Source organism: Arthrobacter sp. fls2-241-R2A-172, assembly GCF_030208885.1.
Taxonomy (GTDB): domain Bacteria; phylum Actinomycetota; class Actinomycetes; order Actinomycetales; family Micrococcaceae; genus Arthrobacter.
Genome location: NZ_JARVTB010000003.1, coordinates 35,157 through 54,208, shown reverse-complemented (window position 1 = coordinate 54,208; position 19,052 = coordinate 35,157). Strand labels below are relative to the sequence as shown.

Here is a 19,052-nt window from a genome sequence, read left to right as displayed (position 1 = left end):
CAACGGCTGTCCTTCAATGTTCCTCGCTCTTGGTCCCTGCGTCGACCCTTTTGCTCACATTCGGACAGCCAACCGGGCAGCTTCCACGGCCAGTGCGGTCTCTTCGAGCATCAGATCCGCGTTGATGGCAGCCGCAGCCATGGAGCCCGAAGCCGCGGAAGCCATCACTTGGCCGGTGAGGTCGGTAACGTTTCCGGCCGCCCACACCCCGGGGACGGAGGTAGCTCCACCGGGCTGGCTCACTTCGACGAGGCGGCCCACCCCCATCGGGTGCTCCACCGTGGAAATACCCAAGGACTCAAGGACGCCGGATCGTGCCTCCACCCGCGGTCCGGCCACGAGGGCGTCCACGGGAACCACCTTGCCGGATTCCAGGACCACGCCGGCCAACGCATCATCGGAAACGTCAAGGGAACGGACCTTGCCCTCAACCACAGTGATGGAACGGGCCGCGAGTTGTTCCCACTGCTCCTCAGTCGGCTCCACAATGTCGTTGAGGAACAGCGTGATGGAGGGGCTCCACTGGCGGAACAGCAGTGTTTGGTGCAAAGCCATGGGGACGGATCCCAGGATGCCGATTGCCTTGTTCCTGACTTCCCATCCATGGCAGTACGGGCAGTGCAGGACGTCCTTGCCCCAGCGCTCACGGATCCCTTCGACGTCGGGCAGGATATCCACGACGCCGGTGGTGACCAGCAAGCGGCGGGCGGCCACTGTACTGCCGTCCGCCAGTTCCACCTCAAAGGCGGGCTGGGCTGCGGTGCCCGGTTCCGCCGTCGTACGCTGTTCCCCGGTTGGGCGCGCCGCTACGGCTTCCCCGCCCACGACGTCGGCCCCGTAGTGGATTGCCTCATCCCGCCCCAGACTGAGTAGCTCCGTGGGGTTGATTCCATCGCGGGAGAGGAAGTTGTGTACGCCGGCCGCCGGCGCGTTCCTGGGCTCGCCGGCGTCGATCACCAGAACGGATCGAAGGGCGCGGCCCAAACTTACAGCCGCACTTAACCCAGCTGCGCCACCACCAACAACCACTACGTCGTACTGTCCGGCCATCCGGCTGTTTCCTGTTTCCACTATGCCTCCACGTCATCGGAGCGGCCCTGCGCCGCTCCTTCCATGGTTTGGCACATCATCGTGAACAGCAAAGAAATTTGCCAGTATGGCAAACTGATCCCATGGCTACAGACTTCAGCTCCATGCTCGACGCCGTTGGTCCGCGCCTGAGGGCGATGCGGACGCAGCGTAACGTGACCCTCGCGGAAGCTTCGGAAGCCACGGGCATCTCGGTCAGCACCCTCTCCAGGCTGGAGGGTGGCCAGCGGAAACCCACGCTGGAACTCCTCCTGCCCTTGGCGCGCCTCCATCAGATCCCGCTGGAGGAGCTCATTGACGCTCCGGAAACGGGCGATCCCCGCATCCATCTCAAGCCGCACGTCCACCCCTGGGGCACCGCCCTTCCCCTGACCCGACGACCGGGCGGCATCCAGGCCTTCAAAATGGTGCTCCGAGGTGCCACGGGCAAGGAAACCCCGGAACCCCAGTCACACGAGGGCTACGACTGGATGTACATCCTCAACGGCCGGCTGCGACTGGTCCTGGGCGGGAACGACTTTGTGCTGAAGCCCGGCGAGGTGGCCGAATTCGATACGCGGACGCCACATTGGTTCGCGAGCGCCACCAAGGACCCGGTTGAGCTGCTCACGCTCTTCGGTCAGCAGGGCGAGCGGATGCACGTGCGGGCACGCCCGCAGCGCCAGGGCTAGGACGCGAGCCTTTCGCGTTCGCCGCGACGGACGGTCCCGGGTTCGGGCTGGTTGATCTCGGCCCACACCTCATCCAGTGACAAGCCAAGGACCTCGGCGATTGCGGCCACGGTGGGGAACGCGGGGGTTGCTACCCTTCCGGATTCGATCTTCCTGAGGGTTTCAGGGGAAACCCCTGCATCCAGGGCAGTTTCGAGCATGGACCTCCCTCCCCTGGCGCGTCGCAAAAGGGCGCCGAGACGCTGTCCGCGTTCGGCCTCTGCGGGTGTGAGGGGCAGCCTGACCATGGATCCAATTCTAATACCGGGATAATATGGCCGGGATAGTTATTGGTAATCCCGCGAAAGGCCCTCCATGATCGAGATCCTGACCCCCGCCGAACTGCTCCGGGCAAAGGACTCCGGCGCCCTCGTCGCCAATATCCTGCACACCCTCAAGCAACGATGCGCAGTGGGAACCAACCTCCTGGACATCAACCAGTGGACCAAGGAAATGATCCTCGAAGCGGGCGCGCAGTCCTGCTACGTCGACTACGCACCGTCCTTTGGCCGGGGACCCTTCGGGCACTACATCTGCACTGGGGTCAATGACGCCGTCCTCCATGGAAAGCCCCACGACTACGCCCTGGCCGACGGCGACCTACTGACCCTCGACCTCGCGGTTTCCCTTCGGGGCATCGCGGCAGACGCCGCGATCAGCTTCATCGTGGGCGACTCGAAGCCCGCCGAAAGCGTGGCGATGATTGAAGTGACCGAGCGCGCCCTGCGTGCCGGGATTGCCGCGGCCCGCCCGGGGGCCCGGATCGGCGACCTCTCCTACGCCATCGGTTCCGTTCTCACCGAGGCCGGGTACCCGGTCAACGTCGAATTTGGCGGGCACGGCATCGGATCCACCATGCACCAGGACCCGCATGTACCCAACATGGGCCGGCCCGGACGCGGATACAAACTGCGCCCCGGCCTGCTGCTTGCACTTGAACCGTGGGTCATGGCGGACACGGCACAGCTCGTCACCGACGCGGACGGCTGGACCCTGCGCAGCGTCACCGGCTGCCGCACGGCACACAGCGAGCACACCATCGCCATTACCGCCGACGGTGCGGAAATCCTGACCCTGCCAACCCTCGGCGGCTAACCCGGACGATCGGGGCGGCGAAGTCACATATGAATGGGATTCATTTGGGCCTTGCGCCGGAGCGTGACACAGGCCATACTAAATGAACGCTATTCATTTAGTGACTGTCGTCTCACCGGAGTACATGCCACCATGATTGAACTTTCCCGCCTCGAAGGCCCCACTTCCTTGGCCAGCACCACGCAGCAACCTTCGGCCATCTAGAAAGGGCCCCATATGAGCCAGACAATCCGCCGCAGCAGCGTCGATGCTGCAGAGTCGCACAACATCAGCGGCAAGGGACTGAAGACGGGGCAGTTGGGGCTCCTCGCCGTCGTCGTTCTTGGCATTTCAACTATCGCCCCGGCGTATACCCTCACGGGTGCGCTCGGACCCACCGTCAACCAAGTCGGGCTCCAGTTGCCCGTTATTTTCCTGATCGGGTTCATTCCCATGATCCTGGTCTCGCTCGCATACCGGGAGCTCAACGCTGACTCCCCGGACAGCGGCACCACCTTCACCTGGGTCACCAAGGCCTTCGGCCCATGGGTTGGCTGGATGGGCGGCTGGGGCCTGCTCGCAGCGAACATCATCGTCCTGTCCAACCTGGCGGGCGTCGCCGTGGACTTCTTCTACCTCTTCCTGGCCCAGGCCACCGGCTCACCCGAGCTTGCGGACCTGGCCTCCAACAAACTCCTGAACGTTGCAACCTGCTTCGTCTTCGTGGCACTGGCCGTCTGGATCAGCTACCGCGGCCTGCACACCACCAAAATCGTTCAGTACGGCCTGGTCGGTTTCCAACTGCTGGTCCTGGGCCTGTTCGTGGCCATGGCGTTTGCCAACTGGTCCACCTCCGAGACCGCGATCCCCTTCAGCTGGGACTGGTTCGACGTGACCAAGGTGGAAACCTTCGGCCAAATCGCTGCAGGCATCTCGTTGTCGATCTTCGTGTACTGGGGCTGGGATGTCTGCCTCACGGTCAACGAGGAAACCGCCAACGGCAAGAAGACTGCCGGACTGGCAGGCACGCTCACCGCTGTCATCGTCCTTGGCATCTACCTGCTGGTCACCATCGCCACCATGATGTTCGCCGGTGTAGGAGATGCAGGAATCGGCCTGAACAACGCCGAGAACCACGCCAACGTCTTCACCGCGTTGGCCTCCCCGGTCATGGGTCCGTTCGCGATCCTCATGTCCCTCGCGGTGCTGTCGTCGTCCGCGGCTTCCTTGCAGTCCACGTTTACGTCGCCGTCCCGCAGCCTGCTGGCCATGGCGCACTACGGTGCACTCCCGGAGCGTTTCAGCCACATGAGCAAGAAGTTCTCGACGCCGGGCTTCGCCACTGTCGCTGCAGGCGTCCTGTCCGCCGGGTTCTACGCGGTGATGCACGTGATCAGCGAGAACGTCCTCAACGACACCATCCTGGCTCTGGGCCTGATGATCTGCTTCTACTACGGGCTCACGGCCATCGCCTGTGTTTGGTACTTCCGCAACAGCGTGTTCTCCAACGCCCGGAACTTCTTCTTCCGGCTCGTCTGCCCGCTGCTCGGTGGCCTGGGACTCTTCGTGGTGTTCATCCAGACCGCAGTGGACAGCTGGGATCCGGATTTCGGCAGCGGCTCGGAAATCTTCGGTGTGGGGCTCGTGTTCGTGCTTGGCATCGGAATCCTGGCCCTCGGTGGCGTGGTCATGCTTGTTCAGGCCCGCATGCGTCCCGGGTTCTTCCGTGGCGAGACCATCCGCAAGGACACCCCGGCACTGGTAGTTCCGGAGTAGCCGGTCCGCACGGCTCGCGTTACGCCGAGTTCGTGGGAAAGCGGCCAGCTCGCAGGGAAGTTTCCCACGAACTGGCCGCTTTCCCACGTTATGGAGGGCCAAGGGCCGACCGATCACCAGTGGTGGGCGACATCCACTACCAGCCGGGACCCGCCGTCGGGCCCGTCCAAGGTGAGTACCCTGAACGGAAGCCGGGCACGGACCCCCAGCCCAATGCTCGTGGTTCCTTCGAAGCTGCCGGCGAAAACCACCTGCCGGAACGTCTGGTATCCCGAAACGTTGGACAGTTCCGCCTTGGCCGCGGGTTCATAGGTGGGCTGGCCGGCATGGTTGTACGACGGCGCCGTCACAACCACCTGCAGGTCCGCGCCCCCCAGCACCGGGATGGGGAAGCCTGTCGGGTCCTGGGTCACCACCGGAACATACTGCACGGAGTAGCCGGCAACCTTCCCGGCCATATCGATCACCAGGCGATCGAAGCACGGCTGTTGGCCGGTGCGGACGCCTGTGACGTTGGCGGCGCTCATATCGGGATCGGCCTTGGCCAATGAACCCCACGAGATGCCGCAATACGTGGCGGCCGAGGCTGGTCCCGGCGCCATCAGACCGAGTCCGGCAATGGCCATGACGGCCGCCAAACCCGCTCCCAATTTCCTCATTTTTTGTGCCCCCTTCAGGCTACGTTGATACTTCAACATTAGGAGGGTGGGAGGGGCTTGGGGCGGGTTGTGGCCGCTTCGGCACGCAACCGTTAAAGGGTGCGCCGATTGGTCACGGGCGGGTCATGACAAGGTCCCGCGGGCCGTGTTTTCAGGCCGGAAACGGGGTCTCCGTACCTTGGTTCGTGATCGAAGGTAACGAGACCCCGGCGTTATCTAGCCTTCGCAGTCCTTGCAGTACTTCAGGCCGTTCTTTTCCAAAGCCACCTGCGAGCGGTGACGGACCAGGAAACAGGATCCACAGGTGAATTCGTCGGACTGCTCAGGGACCACTATGACGGTCAGCTCTTCACCCGAAAGGTCAGCCCCGGGAAGGTCAATGCCTTCGGCTGTGTCGATGTCCTCAACGTCGATCACAGCGGTCTGGGCACCGCCGCCACGGGATGCCTGGAGGGCCTCAAGCGATTCAGCGGGAGACTCTTCTTCTGTCTTGCGCGGGGCGTCGTAATCAGTAGCCATTGGGTGTTCGCTTTCGTTGCTGCATAGTGCCCATTCCGGCACCTCAGTGATGCAGTTTAGGGCATGCTACCCACAAATTACGAAAAGTGTGCCCAACGCAACAGTCCTTGGCTTTCCGACACTGCCGAAGGCTATATTCCCTGCCTTGAAGCGTGGGATTGAATGGCCTGCGAACCGGCAACGGTCACCCCGCTGAGTGCCGGCAACCACGTCAAATCCGCGGCGTCGGATCCGGGGCTCCCCGACTCGGGCCCGGCGCAGTCCATCACGTAGGCGGCTTCAATGACGGAGCCCAGCTTGGCGAGCGCGGTGGCAGCCCAGCTTCCAAGAGTCGATGCGATCATGCCGCCACGCTATCCACCGTGTGGTCCGGAGCGGTTTCAGGTACGTCACGGGCTTGTTAACTGTCTGGCGCCTCCCGTGGTCACTCTGCCAGGGCCTGCTCCACGATGTACTCCGCGATGGCCATCGACGACGTCGCGCCCGGGGAAGGCGCGTTGCGCACCATCACCGTGTCCCGGCGTCGTGCAATGACAAAGTCGTCCACCAGCGAACCGTCACCGTTCATGGCCTGGGCACGCACTCCACGGGTACCCGGCAGGACGCTGGCCCCCTCAAGCGAGGGCACGAAGCGCATTGCCTCACGGATGAACTTCTTCCTGCTGATGACGGTCTGGAATTCCCGGGCAGCAGACGGCACGTTATGCCAGGCGAAATTCCAGAAGCCCGGAAAGAGTGCGTAATCCAGGACGTCCCGGACATTGACGTTTTTCCACGCGTAGGATTCACGACCAAAGGAGATAAATGCATTGGGGCCCAGCATCATTTCGCCGTCTATGCGTTTGGTCAGGTGCACACCGAGGAAAGGATGCTTCGGGTCCGGCACCGGATAAATTAGGCCTTTCACGTGCTCCCTGGCTTCGCGCCCCAGAAGGAAGTATTGCCCGAAGAATGGCACTATCCGCGGAGTCGAGGGCTCTCCTGTTGCTTTGGCGAGGCGGTCGGATTGAAGGCCTGCGCACGTAACCACCAGGTCATAGTGTTCGTTGCCGTCTTTCGTGGCCACCACCACGCCGCTCCCCTGCTGTTCCAGCGACGTCACCTCGGTCCCAAGGCGGATGGTCCCGCCCGCTGCGTGGACGTCGTCGGCGAGCGCCCGGGTGATGGCTGCGTAGTCGACAATCGCCGTTTCAGGCGAGTGCAAAGCAGAAAGCCCGACGGCGTTTGGCTCCACCTCGGGTATCTGGTCACCCCGCAGCATCCGCGCTCCGGGCACCCCGTTGGCCGTGGCGCGGGCGAAGATGTTGTCCAGGCGTTTGGACTCCTCCGGTGTCTGGGCAATGACCAGCTTGCCGCAGGCCTCGTAGGGAAGGCTCTTGGCTGCGCAGAATTCCTGGAGCAGCTCCACCCCACGGCGGCACAACCGTGCCTTCAACCCACCGGGTTCGTAATAGAGGCCTGCATGGACCACCCCGGAGTTGTGCCCGGTCTGGTGGGCTGCCAGGTGGTCTTCCTTCTCATACACGGTGACCTGGACGTCGTCGAGGGTGTTGGTCAGTTCCCTGGCCACAGCGATGCCGATGATCCCGCCGCCAACCACTGCGGCGCGTTTGATGTTTCGCGTGGACATGGCACTCCTCGTCGTTGGGGTCGGTCCGTGTCAGTCACAGCATGTCATGTCCGGCGCATCGGAACTCGGAAGCGGGCACGTAAAAGGGGCGGCACACCGGGTGCCGCCCCTTTCATTGGAGCCTACTGCTTGGTGCTCGGCTGACTAGGCAGTCGGCTGGTCGCTGACTAGGCAGTCGGCTGGTCGAAACGCTGGCCGGCCGGGTTAGACGGCAGGAGCGCAAAGATGAGCAGTGCCAGGCCGCCAAGGCCCGGGATCAGGCCGAGCAGGACGAGCCAGCCGCTGAAGTTGCCGTCGTGGAGACGGCGCACCAGCAGCGCGATGGATGGAATCAGGACAGCCAGGTAGAAAACGACAATCAGGATGAGGCCGACGACTGCGCCCGGCCCCGGTACGGAGGTGCCGTTGGAGCTAACGGTTGCGCCTGCGGCTCCAAGGATGCCGGTGAGGAGCTGCAAGACGAAACCGACGACGCCCAGGACCAGGGCGACCCACCAGTATTCACTACGGCTGGCGCGGCCGTTGAAGGCGGTGTACTTCTTGAAGAAACGGTTGACTGCTGCGCCGATCGGGGCGCCGTAGTAGGGAGCCCACAGTGGCGGCTCGCCGCCTTGGGCGGCGTAGGGCTGGGTCTGCTGAGGTTGCTGCGGGTAAGAGCTCATTAGTATTTCCCCCGGGTAGGTTTGAGGCGCTCAGGTGATGAGTCGTGCCTTATCGTAATGCCCCGGGAGCCAATAAGGCAGTTTGATGGACAAAGTTAACCCGGATTTAGCCTGTTGACGGATTATTTCCCCCAAACCCTCACTCACAAACCACCCCCAACCCCCAAACCCTCACTCACCAACCACCCCCATCCCCCAAACCCTCACTCACAAACCACCCCCATCCCCCAAACCCTCACTCACAAACCGTGGGACGTGAGATAGCGTCCCCACCAAACGGGCGGGATGTGAGCGAGCGTCAAAACCAAACGGGCGGGATGTGAGATAGCGTCCGCACCAAACGGGCGGGACGTGAGATAGCGTCCGCACCAAACGGGCGGGACGTGAGAGAGCGTCCAGGGGTGGGGAACCCTTATTGAGCGAACTGTTTCCGCAGGTCCATCTTGCGGATTTTCCCGCTGGCCGTCCGCGGCATCTCCTCGACGAAAACCACGGACTTGGGGATCTTGTACCGGGCCAGGCGCCCTTCCAGATGCGCCCGCAGTTGATCCTCCGTCAAGGTCCTCCCCTCACGCAGGGTAACGATGGCCCGGGGCACTTCACCCCATTTGTCGTCGGCAACTCCGATGACGGCCACGCTCCCCACCTCAGGCAGCTCCGCTATGGCAGCTTCAACCTCCGCCGGGTAAATGTTCTCGCCGCCGGAAATGATCATGTCCTTGAGACGGTCCGAGACGAACAAGAAGCCCTCTTCGTCCTGGTGGCCCATGTCGCCCGAACGGAACCAGGAAGAGTCCGCGTAACTGTCTGCGGTGGCCTCGGGCCGGTTCCAGTACTCCTTGATGACGTTGGGGCCGGAAATCTGGATCTCGCCGACAGCGCCGAGAGCAGCAACACCGCCCAGTGGATCAGCGATCCGCACATCCGTGAAGAAATGCGGCAACCCGGCGGATCCGGCTTTCTCCTTCGACCGGGACACCGGCAGCATGGTTGCCCCGGGCGCGGTTTCGGTCATGCCATAGCAACTTGTGAAGCCGATGCCGCGCTCCTCATACGCGTCCAGAACACGCTGCGGAACGGCAGAACCGCCGCAGGTGAGCTTGTCCAGGGAGCTGAGGTCCGCCGTCGACCATTCCGGATGGTCGCAGAGCATCTGGAAGGTGGTGGGGACGCCGTTGAGCGTGGTGACTTTATGCTCGGCCACCAGTTCCAGTACCCGCCCGGCGTCGAATTTCGCTTCAAGAACCACGGTGGCGCCCTTGAGCAGCATCGGCAGCAAGCCCATGTCCAAGGAGGCCACGTGGAACAGGGGCGAGATCATGAGGGCCACGTCGTTGCGGTTCAGGTCCATGTCCACCACGGTGTTGATGCAGTTCCAGGTGATGTTGCCGTGCGTCAACAGCGCACCTTTTGGCTTGCCCGTGGTGCCGGAGGTGTAAAGGATCATGGCGCCGTCGTCCAGGGTCACCGCCATATCCAAGGGCGTGTCGCCTGCCGCGTCAATCACGTCGCCGTAAAGCTCGACGCCGGATGGCAGCTCGTCAGCGGAACTGTCAGGGCCGTCGTCGGGCGCCACCACAAGACGGTGCGTTACCACTGTGTCTGTCACGGACGCGGACGCTACGACTTCCAAAGCGGAAGCGTTGACCAGGAGCCGCGCGCCGGAGTCTTGCAGTTGGAACTGCAGTTCCGGGGTAGCGAGCCGGGTGTTGAGCGGCACGAAGATGGCCCCGACCAGCCCGCAGGCAAAGAAGGTCTCCACAAAGGAGGGGTGGTTTTCCCCGAGATAAGCCACCCGGTCCCCCTTAGTCACACCCCTGGCGACCAGTGCATTTGCCAGGCGATCGGTGCGGGTGGAGAGTTCGTCGTAGCCCAGGACCTGGCTGCCCGAGACGAGGGCCGCTTTGCCCCCGGACTTGGCACGGCGGCGGTGCAGCCAGGATCCAACTCCGTTGTTGTCCATGGTCCGTACTCCTAACTGACCGTTGAAAGGTCGTTGTTCTTAGACTCCCGCGTCAGCAGGATGAAGACAATCGACACCAAGGACATTGCCGAGAGGAACACCACCACGGGGACGATGCTCTGCCCCGCGTCCTTGTAGAGGCCAGCCACGATGCCCGGGGTGAAGCCGGCACCGATCAGGGTGGCCAACTGGTAGCCCACCGCGGCACCGGTGTAGCGGTTGGTGGTGCCGAACTGCTCGGACACGAACGCGGCCAGCGGCCCGTAAAGGGAGGAATGCAGGATCAGGGCAACCGTGAAGGCCAGGAAGATCATGGCGATGTTGCCCGAGCTGAGCATCCCGAACATGGGGAACAGGTACAGGATGAACAAAGCCAACCCTGTGACCATCACTGGACGCCGTCCGAAACGGTCGGACAATCTTCCGCCCAGGAGGACGAACAGAATGGAAATGGCCGAGGCTCCCGCGAAGGCATAGAGCACGCCCTGCTGGGGTGCGCCCTTGGAGACCGCGTAGGTGACGGAGAATGTGGGCAGCACTACCTGTAGTCCGAACCCGGCGGCACCGGCGAACATGATCATGATCAGGGCCTTGGGACGCCGCAGCACTTCCAGTAGCGGGATCTTGCGCTTGGTTCCTTGTGCGCTTTCCTTGGCCACCGCTTCAGCGAAGATGGGGCTTTCGGAGACCCGGAGCCGCACGAACATACCGACAATCAGGAGCACGAACGACAGCAGGAACGGCACACGCCACCCCCAGGCAAGGAAAGCATCCTGCGGAAGGGCGGAGAAGATGCCCATGACCACCGTTCCCAGCACGGCACCCGTCGGTGCACCGGCGTTGACGAACGACGCAGCGAACCCTCGCCGTTTGGGGTCTGAATGTTCCAGCGCCATCAGCGCCGCGCCGCCCCATTCACCCCCGACGGCGATGCCCTGGCAGACGCGCAGGACCACAAGGAGCACGGCACCCCAAGGACCGATGACGTTCGCTCCCGGGATCAGCCCGATTAGCGTGGAGGCAATGCCCATCATGGCCATCGAGACGATGAGCATCCCTTTTCGCCCGATGCGGTCGCCGAAGTGGCCAAAGATGATGCCACCCAATGGCCGGGCGACATAGCCGGCGGCGAAGGTGGCGTAAGCGGCAACCACGCCAACCCATTCGTCCGTGCCGGCAAAGAAGACTTTGGGAAAGGCAACGGCCGCGGCTGTTGCGTACAGCAGGAAGTCGTAGAACTCGATGGTGCTGCCCAGATAGCTGGACAAGATGACCGTGCGTGCTTCTTTGCGCTTAGCGGCCGTGCTCGACGTAGCGAGCGCAGTGTGTCCTGACATGGCTGTTCCTTGGGAGAGGAGGGATATTGCTGGTGGAAGGTTTATTTGTAGAAACGGGCGAGGAATTCAGCCACGACGGCGGGGCGTTCCTGGCCTTCGATTTCGATGGTGGCGTTGACCTTGATCTGGGCACCGCCCTTGACTTCACTGACCTCGGCGATGGTGCCGTTCATGCGGACCTTGGAGCCCACCTTGACCGGTGAGGTGAAGCGGACTTTGTCCAGGCCGTAGTTGACCTTGGTGGTGACCCCGTCCACGTCGAACAGCTCTCCCCAGAACGGGATGATCAGGGAAAGCGTGAGGAAACCATGCGCGATCGGGGCACCGAAGGGGCCGTCCTTGGCGCGTTCGGGGTCGGTGTGGATCCATTGCTGGTCGTCCGTGGCGTCGGCGAACAGGTTGATCTGCTGCTGGGTGATTTCGCGGTAATCAGTGGTGCCGAGGTCCTTGCCGGACATGGTGAGCAGGGTGTCGAAATCGACGACGAGATTGGGCATCTTTGCCTCCTGTGTTGTTGTTTGAAGAGATTCAGCGGGTGAAGGCACTCTCGCCCGTGAGGACGCGGCCGATGATGAGGGCGTTGATTTCATGGGTGCCCTCGTAGGAATAGACGGCTTCCGCGTCGGCGTGGAAACGCGCGACGTCGGCGGCGAGCGTAATGCCGTTGCCGCCCACCACTTCGCGGGCCAGGGCGACGGTTTCGCGCATCAGAAGGCTGGTCTGCATTTTGGCGAGCGCCGAGTCCTGGTCCCGCACGATCCCTGCGCTCTGCTGTTCGGTTAGACGCACCACGAGCGACAAGCTCGCAGTGAGGTTGCCGAGCATCCGGGCCAGCTTCTCCTGCACCAGTTGGAAGGAACCGATCGACCGGCCGAACTGTTGGCGTTCCTTGACGTACGCCAGTGCGGCTTCGAACGCTCCGGCCTGTATCCCGGTGGCGATCCAGGCAACGTCCGAGCGCATGGCGCGCAGCATCGCCGCAACGTCCTTGAAGGAGTTCACGTTGCGAAGGCGCATGGCTTCCGGGACGCGGACACCGTCCAGGGTAATGTGCGCATTCTGCATCATCCGCAGGGACGTCTTGCCCGTGATCTTCTCCAGGCTGACGCCGGCGGCGGTTCGGTCCACGAGGAAGGCCTTGACCTGTCCATCGGCGACATCCCGGGCGAACACACACAGCACATCCGCAGTTGAGGCGCCCCCAATCCAACGTTTGGCACCGTCCAGAACCCATGTTCCGCCGTCGGAATCTTCTTCAAACCGGGCGGGGGTGGCCAGTCCGCCGGCAATGTCCGAGCCGTGTTCCGGTTCCGTCAACGAGAAGACACCCTTGAGTGAAAAATCCACAACCTGCGGCATCCACTGTTTCTGTTGTTCCTCCGACGCGCCCACCCGGATCGCCGTCCGGAACAACCCGGCCTGCGCGGTGTACCAGGTGGCCAGGGAAGCATCGGTCCGTGCGAGTTCGAAGATCCGGAACCCCTGGTAGATGCCCCGGGCCGGAGCGTCGAAGGGTTCCATCAGGTCAAGGTCGATCAGCGGTTGGGCCAATTGCTGCGGGAACTCCCCCCGCTCCCAGTACTCGGCCAGGAGCGGCTTGGCCTCGGCGTCCAGGAAGCCGCGAAGCCGGGCCAACACCTCCCGCTCTTCAGTAGCGAGGAGCGCTTCGGCGTCGTACCAGTCCCCCACTACGTAGAGCCGTTGTTCCAATGCGGTGGTGGACATCTCAACCACCGAGCCCGAGCAACCGCACAGCGTTGTCCTTGAGGATTTTCGGCCGGACCTCGTCCTTCAACGGCAGGTCCGCGAACGCACCTAGCCACTTCTGCGGAGTGATCAGGGGGAAGTCCGTGCCGAACAGCACCTTGTCCTGCAGCACCGAGTTGGAGAGCCGAACCAAGGACTCCGGGAAGTACTTCGGGGACCACCCCGACAGATCGATGAACACGTTGGACTTGTGTGTCGCGATCGAGTTGGCCTCGTCCTGCCACGGCACCGACGGGTGGGCCATGATGATCTGCAGGCCCGGGAAGTCGGCGGCGACAGCATCGAGCAACAACGGGTTCGAGTACGCCAGCTTGATGCCGTATCCCCCGGGCAGACCGGCCCCCATGCCGTTTTGGCCCGTATGGAAAATACAGGGCAGGCCCAGTTCCTGGAGGGTCTCCCAGAGCGGGTAGAACTGCTCGTTGGACGGATCGAAACCCTGCAAGGACGGGTGGAACTTGAAGCCACGGGCACCGAGCTCAACGGCCTGGTGCTTGGCCCCGGCGATGGCGTCCTCGCCCGTCCGCGGGTCCACGCTGCCGAAGGGAATCAGCACGTCGTTGTTCCGCGCCGCGCCCTCGATCAGTTCCGGGATGCTGTTGGGTTCGTGCTTGAGCTGGGTGCGCGCGTCAACAGTAAAGACGACGGCGGCCATGTTCAGTTCGCGGTAAACCTCGGCGATCCTGTCCAGCGACGGCGTCCGGTCCTCGGCCTTGAAGTACTTTGCCGAGGCCTCCGTGAGTGCATCAGGGAGTGAGCCGTGGCCGCAGCTGTCCACTTCGAGGTGGACGTGCATGTCGATCGCATCCAAGGCAGCCGCGTCGATGCCCGGTTCGTAACGGGTGGCCATGATCAGCGGGCCTCAGCCTTGGCCGGTTCGGGCTGCAGTTCCTCGGGCAGCGGCAGGAATTCCTCGCCGAAGCTCTGCAGGTTTTCCTGGCCGAAGAGCGTGCCGGCGCTCTCCCGCAGTGCCTCGTAGCTCCAGCCGCCTTCGCGGTATTCGGTGCTGGCAGCGGTCGGGTGGGTCCAGACCTGCAGCCGGTCACCGCCGGCGCCGATCGCCTGGCCGGTAATCCCGGCAGCTTCGTCGGAGGCGAGGAAGGCAATCAGCCCGGCGACGTCGTCGGCCGTTCCGAAACCGAGGTCGTGGCGGAAGAAGGACGGCATGGCCTCGCCACGCTCGTCCGCTTCCACGGCCTTCTGGAAGTACGGGACCGTCTTGGTCATCGCGGTGGCGGCCACCGGGATCACGGAATTGACCGTCACGCCGGCCCTCTTCATCTCCAACGCCCAGGTCCGGACCATTCCCACGATTCCGGCCTTGGCGGCGGCGTAGTTGGTCTGTCCGAAGTTGCCGCGCTGGCCCGTGGGCGATCCGATGGTGATGATACGGCCCGCGATGTTGTTTTCCTTGAAGTACGCAAACGCTTCACGGACGCAGGTGAAGGTGCCTTTCAGGTGCACGTTGATGACCAGGTCGAAATCCTCGTCGGTCATCTTCAGCAGGCTCTTGTCCCGCAGGATGCCGGCGTTGGTGACCAGGATGTCCAACCGCCCGAACGTATCGACTGCGCCCGCCACCAGCGCTTTGGCGGCGTCTGTGGTTCCCACGGGGACCACGACGGCGGTGGCCCGGCCGCCGTCGGCCTCAATCTGCGCGACTGCGTCAGCAGCGGTTTCCTGGTTCACGTCATTAATCACGACGGCGGCTCCCTGGCGGGCGAGCTCCCTCGCGTAAGCGAGTCCAAGACCCTGTCCGCTCCCGGTGACGATTGCAACCTTGCCGTTCAAGCTCATGGCGTGCTCCTTCGCATGCAGTAACCGGCCGGAGCCGGTGGGGCCGATCCCACTGCGGCGTGAGATCCTTGTCATGATCAATGAGAATACGGATCATTGAAAAAGTCAACGATTGTTTTTCATTACTATTGGAGTTGTCATGGGACCGCAAAGCACCGAAGTGGAAACCCCGCGCCTGGCCGCCGCCAAAATCGGCAACGATGTGGGCCTGCTGCTGGCCAAGCTCCACGCCACCGGCTCCCTCCTGAACAACAAGGCGCTGGCGGATTATGGACTTCGGGAACGGTCGTTTTCCGTGCTGACACTCGCCTGCAGCGGACTGGAACCTACCCAGCGCGAGCTGGCCGATTTCCTCAGCCTGGATCCCAGCCAGGTTGTCAGCCTGGTTGACGACCTGGAACACCGCGGCTTGGTCAAACGGGCCCAGGGCAAGCAGGACAGGCGCGCCAAGATCATCGTTTCCACCGCCGAGGGCCGCCGGATCCACAACAAGGCCCGTGCCGCGCTGGAAGTTTGCGAGCAGACGCAACTTGAAGGGCTAAGCGAGGACGAAAACCTGCAGCTCAGGGCGCTGCTCAAGAAGGCGCTGTGGGGGTAGGCCTGCATGGACATCTGCACAGCGCCCACATGGGACGATATGCAACTGTCCATTTCGGCGGTTCTGTCGTTGTGTCAGGATCAGGGATCATGAACTTCCCGCTCTTTCACGATCCCCTCCAGGGCGCCGTCGCTGTTGACGCGCAGCCCGTTCGGGACCCCCAAATTCGCCGCCAATCGCACAACTCCAGCCGCGCGGAGCGTCCGGCAGTCCACGGGTCAAAGCCGATCCGCAGCGCCCGCCAACGTGAGGTCGCCAAAGTCGCAGAGGACCTCCGGGCCCTCATGGCCAGTACCGCAGCGAAGCAGTAGCGGCTCGCGTTAGCGGGCATCCGACGCGGGTACATTTCCAGCATGGGTATCCACATAGGTACATCCGGCTGGAGTTACGACCATTGGGAGAACGTTCTCTATCCGCCCGGCCTTCCGACCGCCAAGCGGTTAGCTCACTACGTGGCGCGTTTCAACACCGTGGAACTGAATGCCAGCTTTTACCGTTGGCCCCGCGACACCTCGTTTGCCAGCTGGCGGAACCGGCTGCCTCCCGGTTTTGCCATGTCGGTCAAGGCCCCTCGAGGCCTCACGCATGCCAAGAAGCTGTACAGCCCGGAGGTCTGGGTGGAGCGGATCGTGCGCTGCTGGCACGAACTGGGCGACAAGAGGGCCGTGCTGCTGGTCCAACTCCCGCCCGGTTTCGCCCGTGACGACGCCCGGCTCGACTACTTCCTGGCTGCCCTGCCCCACTGGATCCGCGTCGCCGTCGAATTCCGGCACGACAGCTGGGACCACCCCGAGGTGTATGCCCTCCTGGAACGGCACGAGGCCGCGTACTGCATCATGAGCGGCGCCAACCTCCCCTGCATTCTCCGGGCCACCGCGCCGTTCGTCTATCTGCGGCTGCACGGCCCGGACCACCAGCATCTCTACGGTGGCTCGTACTCCGATGACGACCTCCGGTGGTGGGCCGACCGGATCCGCGAGTGGGGCAACGCCGGCAAGGACGTTTACGCCTACTTCAACAACGACGGCGGTGGTAACGCCGTGCGGAACGCTGAGACTTTGCGGTGGCTGCTTGAGGCGGGATGACGCTCGCTTTCCGCTGCTACATTGGGCAAATGACTGACGTGCACAACGTGACTAATGCCCTCGCCTCGATCTCCGACCATTGGCAGCCGCACAGGCTGACCAGCATCAACGATTACGACATCAAGCTGGTGAAACTCCAAGGCGAATTCGTTTGGCACACGCACCCCGACACTGACGAGTTGTTCATGGTGCTTTCCGGCGAGCTGACAATCCAGCTGCGCGACCGCGACGTGGTTCTTGGCCCTAACGATGTTTTCGTCGTTCCCCGCGGCGTAGAGCACTGCCCCAAGGCTGACGCCGAAGTCTCCGCCCTCCTCATTGAGCCCAAAGGCACTGTCAACACCGGAGATGCTGGCGGCGAGATGACGTCAGAGTTGCAGGAGTTCGACGCCTGAAGCGACGCATGTTGCCGCCTTCACCGCGTACGCGGTGTGATACCGCTCCAGCCCAGCCGTTTTAGCCCAAACGCCCGCGCACAATTTCGCTAACGGTTTTTCCGTCGAAGCGTCCTGCCACCTTGGCGGTAACGGGCTTCATCACGGCTCCGATGGACCGCATGGAAAGCTCCTGGCCGTCCGCTTTCAGGTCAGCAATGGCCTCATCGACGATTGTTTCCACCTCTTCACGGGTGAGGGCCTTGGGCAGGTAGGCCTCGATGATCTCTGCTTCAGCCACCTCTGAAGCGGCACGGTCGGTTTCGCCGGCCTCCGTGTAGATGCGGGCGGTGTCGCGGCGCTTGGCAGCTTCCTTCTGCAGCAGCGAGGTGACCTGGGCGTCGTCGAGCTCCACCGGCGTTTTGCCGGACTTCTCGCGGGTGGTGATTTCGCCCAGGACGTTGCGCACGGTGGTAAGCGCGACCTTGTTGCCGGCCTTCATGTGGTCCACGACGTCGGCCTTCAAGCGTTCTTTGAGTGACATGATGCTCCTTGTTTGGGTGTCCTCCTGCTATCTTCCCAGTTCGGCGCCCAGCGGTGCACTCAGGTGTTCAGGCAGTCCCGGGTGGAGCTTGCTCCGGTGGGTCCTTCTCGACCGGTCCGCTCACCACAACCTGCGCGGGGCTGTGCAGCAGGTAGCCGTTGAGCCAGGAGAACAACGCACGCGCCTTCTGCTGGAGTCCGGACAGCAGGGCGAGGTGCACCAGCAGCCAGGACAGGAAAGCGAAAGGCCCCTGCAACTGGTGGCGTTTGCGTCCGAGCTCGGCCACGGCCGCGCCGCGGCCCACCATCGCCATGTACCCCTTGTCGAAGTAACTGAAGGGCTTTCGCGTGCCTCCCTGCAGGTCAGCGACGATGTTGTTGGCCGCCCACTTGCCCGCTTGTTGGGCGACGGATCCCAATTGGGGCAGCTTGGCTCCGGTGGAATCGGTGATGTTGGCGGCATCCCCCAGGACATAGACCCCGTCAACGTCGGGCGCGGTCAGGTCGGGATTAACATCGATGCGCCCTCCCCTCCCCTGGGTGAGGCCGGAGTTGGCGATCAGGTCCCCGGCTTTCAGGCCGCCGGCCCACACAACAATCTGTGCAGGCACGGTGCTGCCGTCCGCCAACGTCACACCATCCTTGCGAACTTCAGTGACCCCGACGCCCATGTGCAACTGGACCCCGATCTTGGTCAGGTGTTCCGTGGCGTAGCTTTGGGATTTGGTGGAGAACATGTTCAGGACACTCGGAACCATGTCCACCAAATGCACTTTGCACCGCGCAGCAAGGCCTGGCGAGAAGTACTTGCTGACAACGTATTTGACGTTCTCTGCCATGGCCCCGGCGGTCTCTACCCCGGTAGGGCCACCGCCCACCACTACAATGTCCACGGATCCGTCGGGGCTCCTGTCGGCCTGGTCCAGTAACCGGGTGAGGCCTGTACCGAGTCGGGTGGCATCGGTGACCGAGTACAAGGGATATGCGAACTCCTCCGCGCCGGGCGTATTGAAGAAGTTGGGGACGGCTCCGACGGCGATGACCAGGACCTCTGCGCGCAGGGTTCGGCCCTCCGCTGTGGTGACGGACCGCTCTGCCGCATCCACGGATTCCACCTTTGCTGTCAGGACCCGGACGGACTTGAAGCGTCGGAAGACCGAGCGGAGGGGCCGGGCAATGGCCGAGACTCCGATTTGCGAGGTCGCCAGCTGGTAAAGGAGCGGCTGGAACTGGTGGTAGTTGTTCGAATCGATGAGCAGGACGCGAATGCCCTTTCGGCCAAGCTCCTTGGCTGCTGCAACGCCTGCGAATCCGGCACCGACCACAATGACTTGGTATGAGTCCTCCATGCGAGCAACTTACTTCACAGGAGGCCCATGCGACAGGGGTCGACGGCGGACACCTCACGTTTAGTCTCTGGTCCGGTGGGTACGCAGTGGGTAGGGTTCTGAATTCGACAAAGCACGCGG

22 protein-coding genes are annotated in these 19,052 nt (G+C 63.1%); 7 read left to right on the top strand and 15 right to left on the bottom strand.

The genetic code is table 11. From position 1 onward, the window contains the following. Nucleotides 1–54: 54 nt before the first annotated feature. Nucleotides 55–1,050: an NAD(P)/FAD-dependent oxidoreductase gene (locus QRM57_RS05775; protein ID WP_284986232.1), complete on the bottom strand. Its 996-nt coding sequence runs from the start codon at nt 1,048–1,050 to the stop codon at nt 55–57. A 122-nt stretch (nt 1,051–1,172) separates the two neighbouring features. Here QRM57_RS05775 and QRM57_RS05770 point away from each other — a divergent pair, with 122 nt between their 5' ends. Next, the gene (locus tag QRM57_RS05770; RefSeq protein ID WP_284985889.1) at nt 1,173–1,760 is read left to right on the top strand and encodes a helix-turn-helix domain-containing protein; all 588 of its coding nucleotides are present in this window, start codon (nt 1,173–1,175) and stop codon (nt 1,758–1,760) included. Here the strand turns inward: QRM57_RS05770 and QRM57_RS05765 are convergent. Further along, nucleotides 1,757–2,047: a helix-turn-helix domain-containing protein gene (locus tag QRM57_RS05765; RefSeq protein WP_235518839.1), complete on the bottom strand. Its 291-nt coding sequence runs from the start codon at nt 2,045–2,047 to the stop codon at nt 1,757–1,759. The genes QRM57_RS05770 and QRM57_RS05765 overlap by 4 nt on opposite strands. A 67-nt stretch (nt 2,048–2,114) precedes the next feature. Between QRM57_RS05765 and map the strand changes: the two genes are divergently transcribed. Together map and QRM57_RS05755 are read left to right on the top strand one after the other, a co-directional pair. Next, complete coding sequence (map, locus tag QRM57_RS05760; RefSeq protein ID WP_284985888.1) at nt 2,115–2,894, top strand: type I methionyl aminopeptidase; 780 nt, start codon at nt 2,115–2,117, stop codon at nt 2,892–2,894. A gap of 216 nt (nt 2,895–3,110) precedes the next feature. After that, complete coding sequence (locus QRM57_RS05755; protein WP_284985887.1) at nt 3,111–4,649, top strand: APC family permease; 1,539 nt, start codon at nt 3,111–3,113, stop codon at nt 4,647–4,649. Nucleotides 4,650–4,762: 113 nt separating this feature from the next. On the opposite strand, the gene QRM57_RS05750 is transcribed toward QRM57_RS05755, so the two are convergent. The 11 genes from QRM57_RS05750 to QRM57_RS05700 all read right to left on the bottom strand — a co-directional run bounded on the left by QRM57_RS05750 (nt 4,763) and on the right by QRM57_RS05700 (nt 14,983). After that, nucleotides 4,763–5,308, bottom strand: coding sequence for an AMIN-like domain-containing (lipo)protein (locus QRM57_RS05750; RefSeq protein WP_284985886.1), 546 nt, complete (start codon nt 5,306–5,308; stop codon nt 4,763–4,765). A 216-nt stretch (nt 5,309–5,524) separates the two neighbouring features. Beyond that, entirely contained in the window at nt 5,525–5,827 is a 303-nt protein-coding gene (locus QRM57_RS05745) for a DUF4193 domain-containing protein (RefSeq protein WP_211712788.1), read from the bottom strand. Between the two features lie 131 nt (nt 5,828–5,958). Next, nucleotides 5,959–6,171 (bottom strand): hypothetical protein, encoded by a 213-nt coding sequence (locus QRM57_RS05740; protein WP_284985885.1) that lies wholly within the window; start codon nt 6,169–6,171, stop codon nt 5,959–5,961. Between the two features lie 80 nt (nt 6,172–6,251). Continuing rightward, nucleotides 6,252–7,457 (bottom strand): L-2-hydroxyglutarate dehydrogenase, encoded by a 1,206-nt coding sequence (lhgD, locus tag QRM57_RS05735; protein ID WP_284985884.1) that lies wholly within the window; start codon nt 7,455–7,457, stop codon nt 6,252–6,254. A 167-nt stretch (nt 7,458–7,624) separates the two neighbouring features. Further along, entirely contained in the window at nt 7,625–8,119 is a 495-nt protein-coding gene (locus QRM57_RS05730) for a DUF805 domain-containing protein (protein WP_284985883.1), read from the bottom strand. A gap of 412 nt (nt 8,120–8,531) precedes the next feature. Next, the gene (gene menE / locus QRM57_RS05725; RefSeq protein ID WP_284985882.1) at nt 8,532–10,082 is read right to left on the bottom strand and encodes an o-succinylbenzoate--CoA ligase; all 1,551 of its coding nucleotides are present in this window, start codon (nt 10,080–10,082) and stop codon (nt 8,532–8,534) included. Between the two features lie 11 nt (nt 10,083–10,093). Further along, nucleotides 10,094–11,419, bottom strand: a complete 1,326-nt coding sequence (locus tag QRM57_RS05720) for an MFS transporter (protein WP_284985881.1) — start codon at nt 11,417–11,419, stop codon at nt 10,094–10,096. A 41-nt stretch (nt 11,420–11,460) separates the two neighbouring features. After that, nucleotides 11,461–11,916, bottom strand: a complete 456-nt coding sequence (locus QRM57_RS05715; RefSeq protein ID WP_235518828.1) for a MaoC family dehydratase — start codon at nt 11,914–11,916, stop codon at nt 11,461–11,463. A 31-nt stretch (nt 11,917–11,947) separates the two neighbouring features. Further along, complete coding sequence (locus tag QRM57_RS05710) at nt 11,948–13,144, bottom strand: acyl-CoA dehydrogenase family protein (protein WP_284985880.1); 1,197 nt, start codon at nt 13,142–13,144, stop codon at nt 11,948–11,950. Between the two features lies 1 nt (nt 13,145). Further along, nucleotides 13,146–14,036: an amidohydrolase family protein gene (locus tag QRM57_RS05705; protein ID WP_257368977.1), complete on the bottom strand. Its 891-nt coding sequence runs from the start codon at nt 14,034–14,036 to the stop codon at nt 13,146–13,148. 2 nt (nt 14,037–14,038) lie between these two features. Then, on the bottom strand, nt 14,039–14,983 hold the full coding sequence (locus QRM57_RS05700) for an SDR family NAD(P)-dependent oxidoreductase (RefSeq protein WP_284985879.1): 945 nt from the start codon (nt 14,981–14,983) through the stop codon (nt 14,039–14,041). Nucleotides 14,984–15,122: 139 nt separating this feature from the next. Between QRM57_RS05700 and QRM57_RS05695 the strand changes: the two genes are divergently transcribed. The 4 genes from QRM57_RS05695 (at nt 15,123) to QRM57_RS05680 (ending at nt 17,061) form a co-directional block, all read left to right on the top strand. Next, a complete protein-coding gene (locus QRM57_RS05695) occupies nt 15,123–15,581 on the top strand; it encodes a MarR family winged helix-turn-helix transcriptional regulator (RefSeq protein WP_211712778.1) in 459 nt (152 codons plus the stop codon). Between the two features lie 89 nt (nt 15,582–15,670). Then, nucleotides 15,671–15,892: a hypothetical protein gene (locus QRM57_RS05690; protein WP_284985878.1), complete on the top strand. Its 222-nt coding sequence runs from the start codon at nt 15,671–15,673 to the stop codon at nt 15,890–15,892. Between the two features lie 42 nt (nt 15,893–15,934). Next, entirely contained in the window at nt 15,935–16,666 is a 732-nt protein-coding gene (locus QRM57_RS05685) for a DUF72 domain-containing protein (RefSeq protein WP_284985877.1), read from the top strand. A gap of 29 nt (nt 16,667–16,695) precedes the next feature. Further along, entirely contained in the window at nt 16,696–17,061 is a 366-nt protein-coding gene (locus QRM57_RS05680) for a cupin domain-containing protein (protein ID WP_284985876.1), read from the top strand. 61 nt (nt 17,062–17,122) lie between these two features. Here the strand turns inward: QRM57_RS05680 and QRM57_RS05675 are convergent, their stop codons facing one another. Next, nucleotides 17,123–17,584 (bottom strand): GatB/YqeY domain-containing protein, encoded by a 462-nt coding sequence (locus QRM57_RS05675; protein ID WP_257368982.1) that lies wholly within the window; start codon nt 17,582–17,584, stop codon nt 17,123–17,125. Between the two features lie 67 nt (nt 17,585–17,651). Then, on the bottom strand, nt 17,652–18,932 hold the full coding sequence (locus QRM57_RS05670) for an NAD(P)/FAD-dependent oxidoreductase (RefSeq protein WP_284985875.1): 1,281 nt from the start codon (nt 18,930–18,932) through the stop codon (nt 17,652–17,654). Between the last annotated feature and the right edge of the window lie 120 nt (nt 18,933–19,052).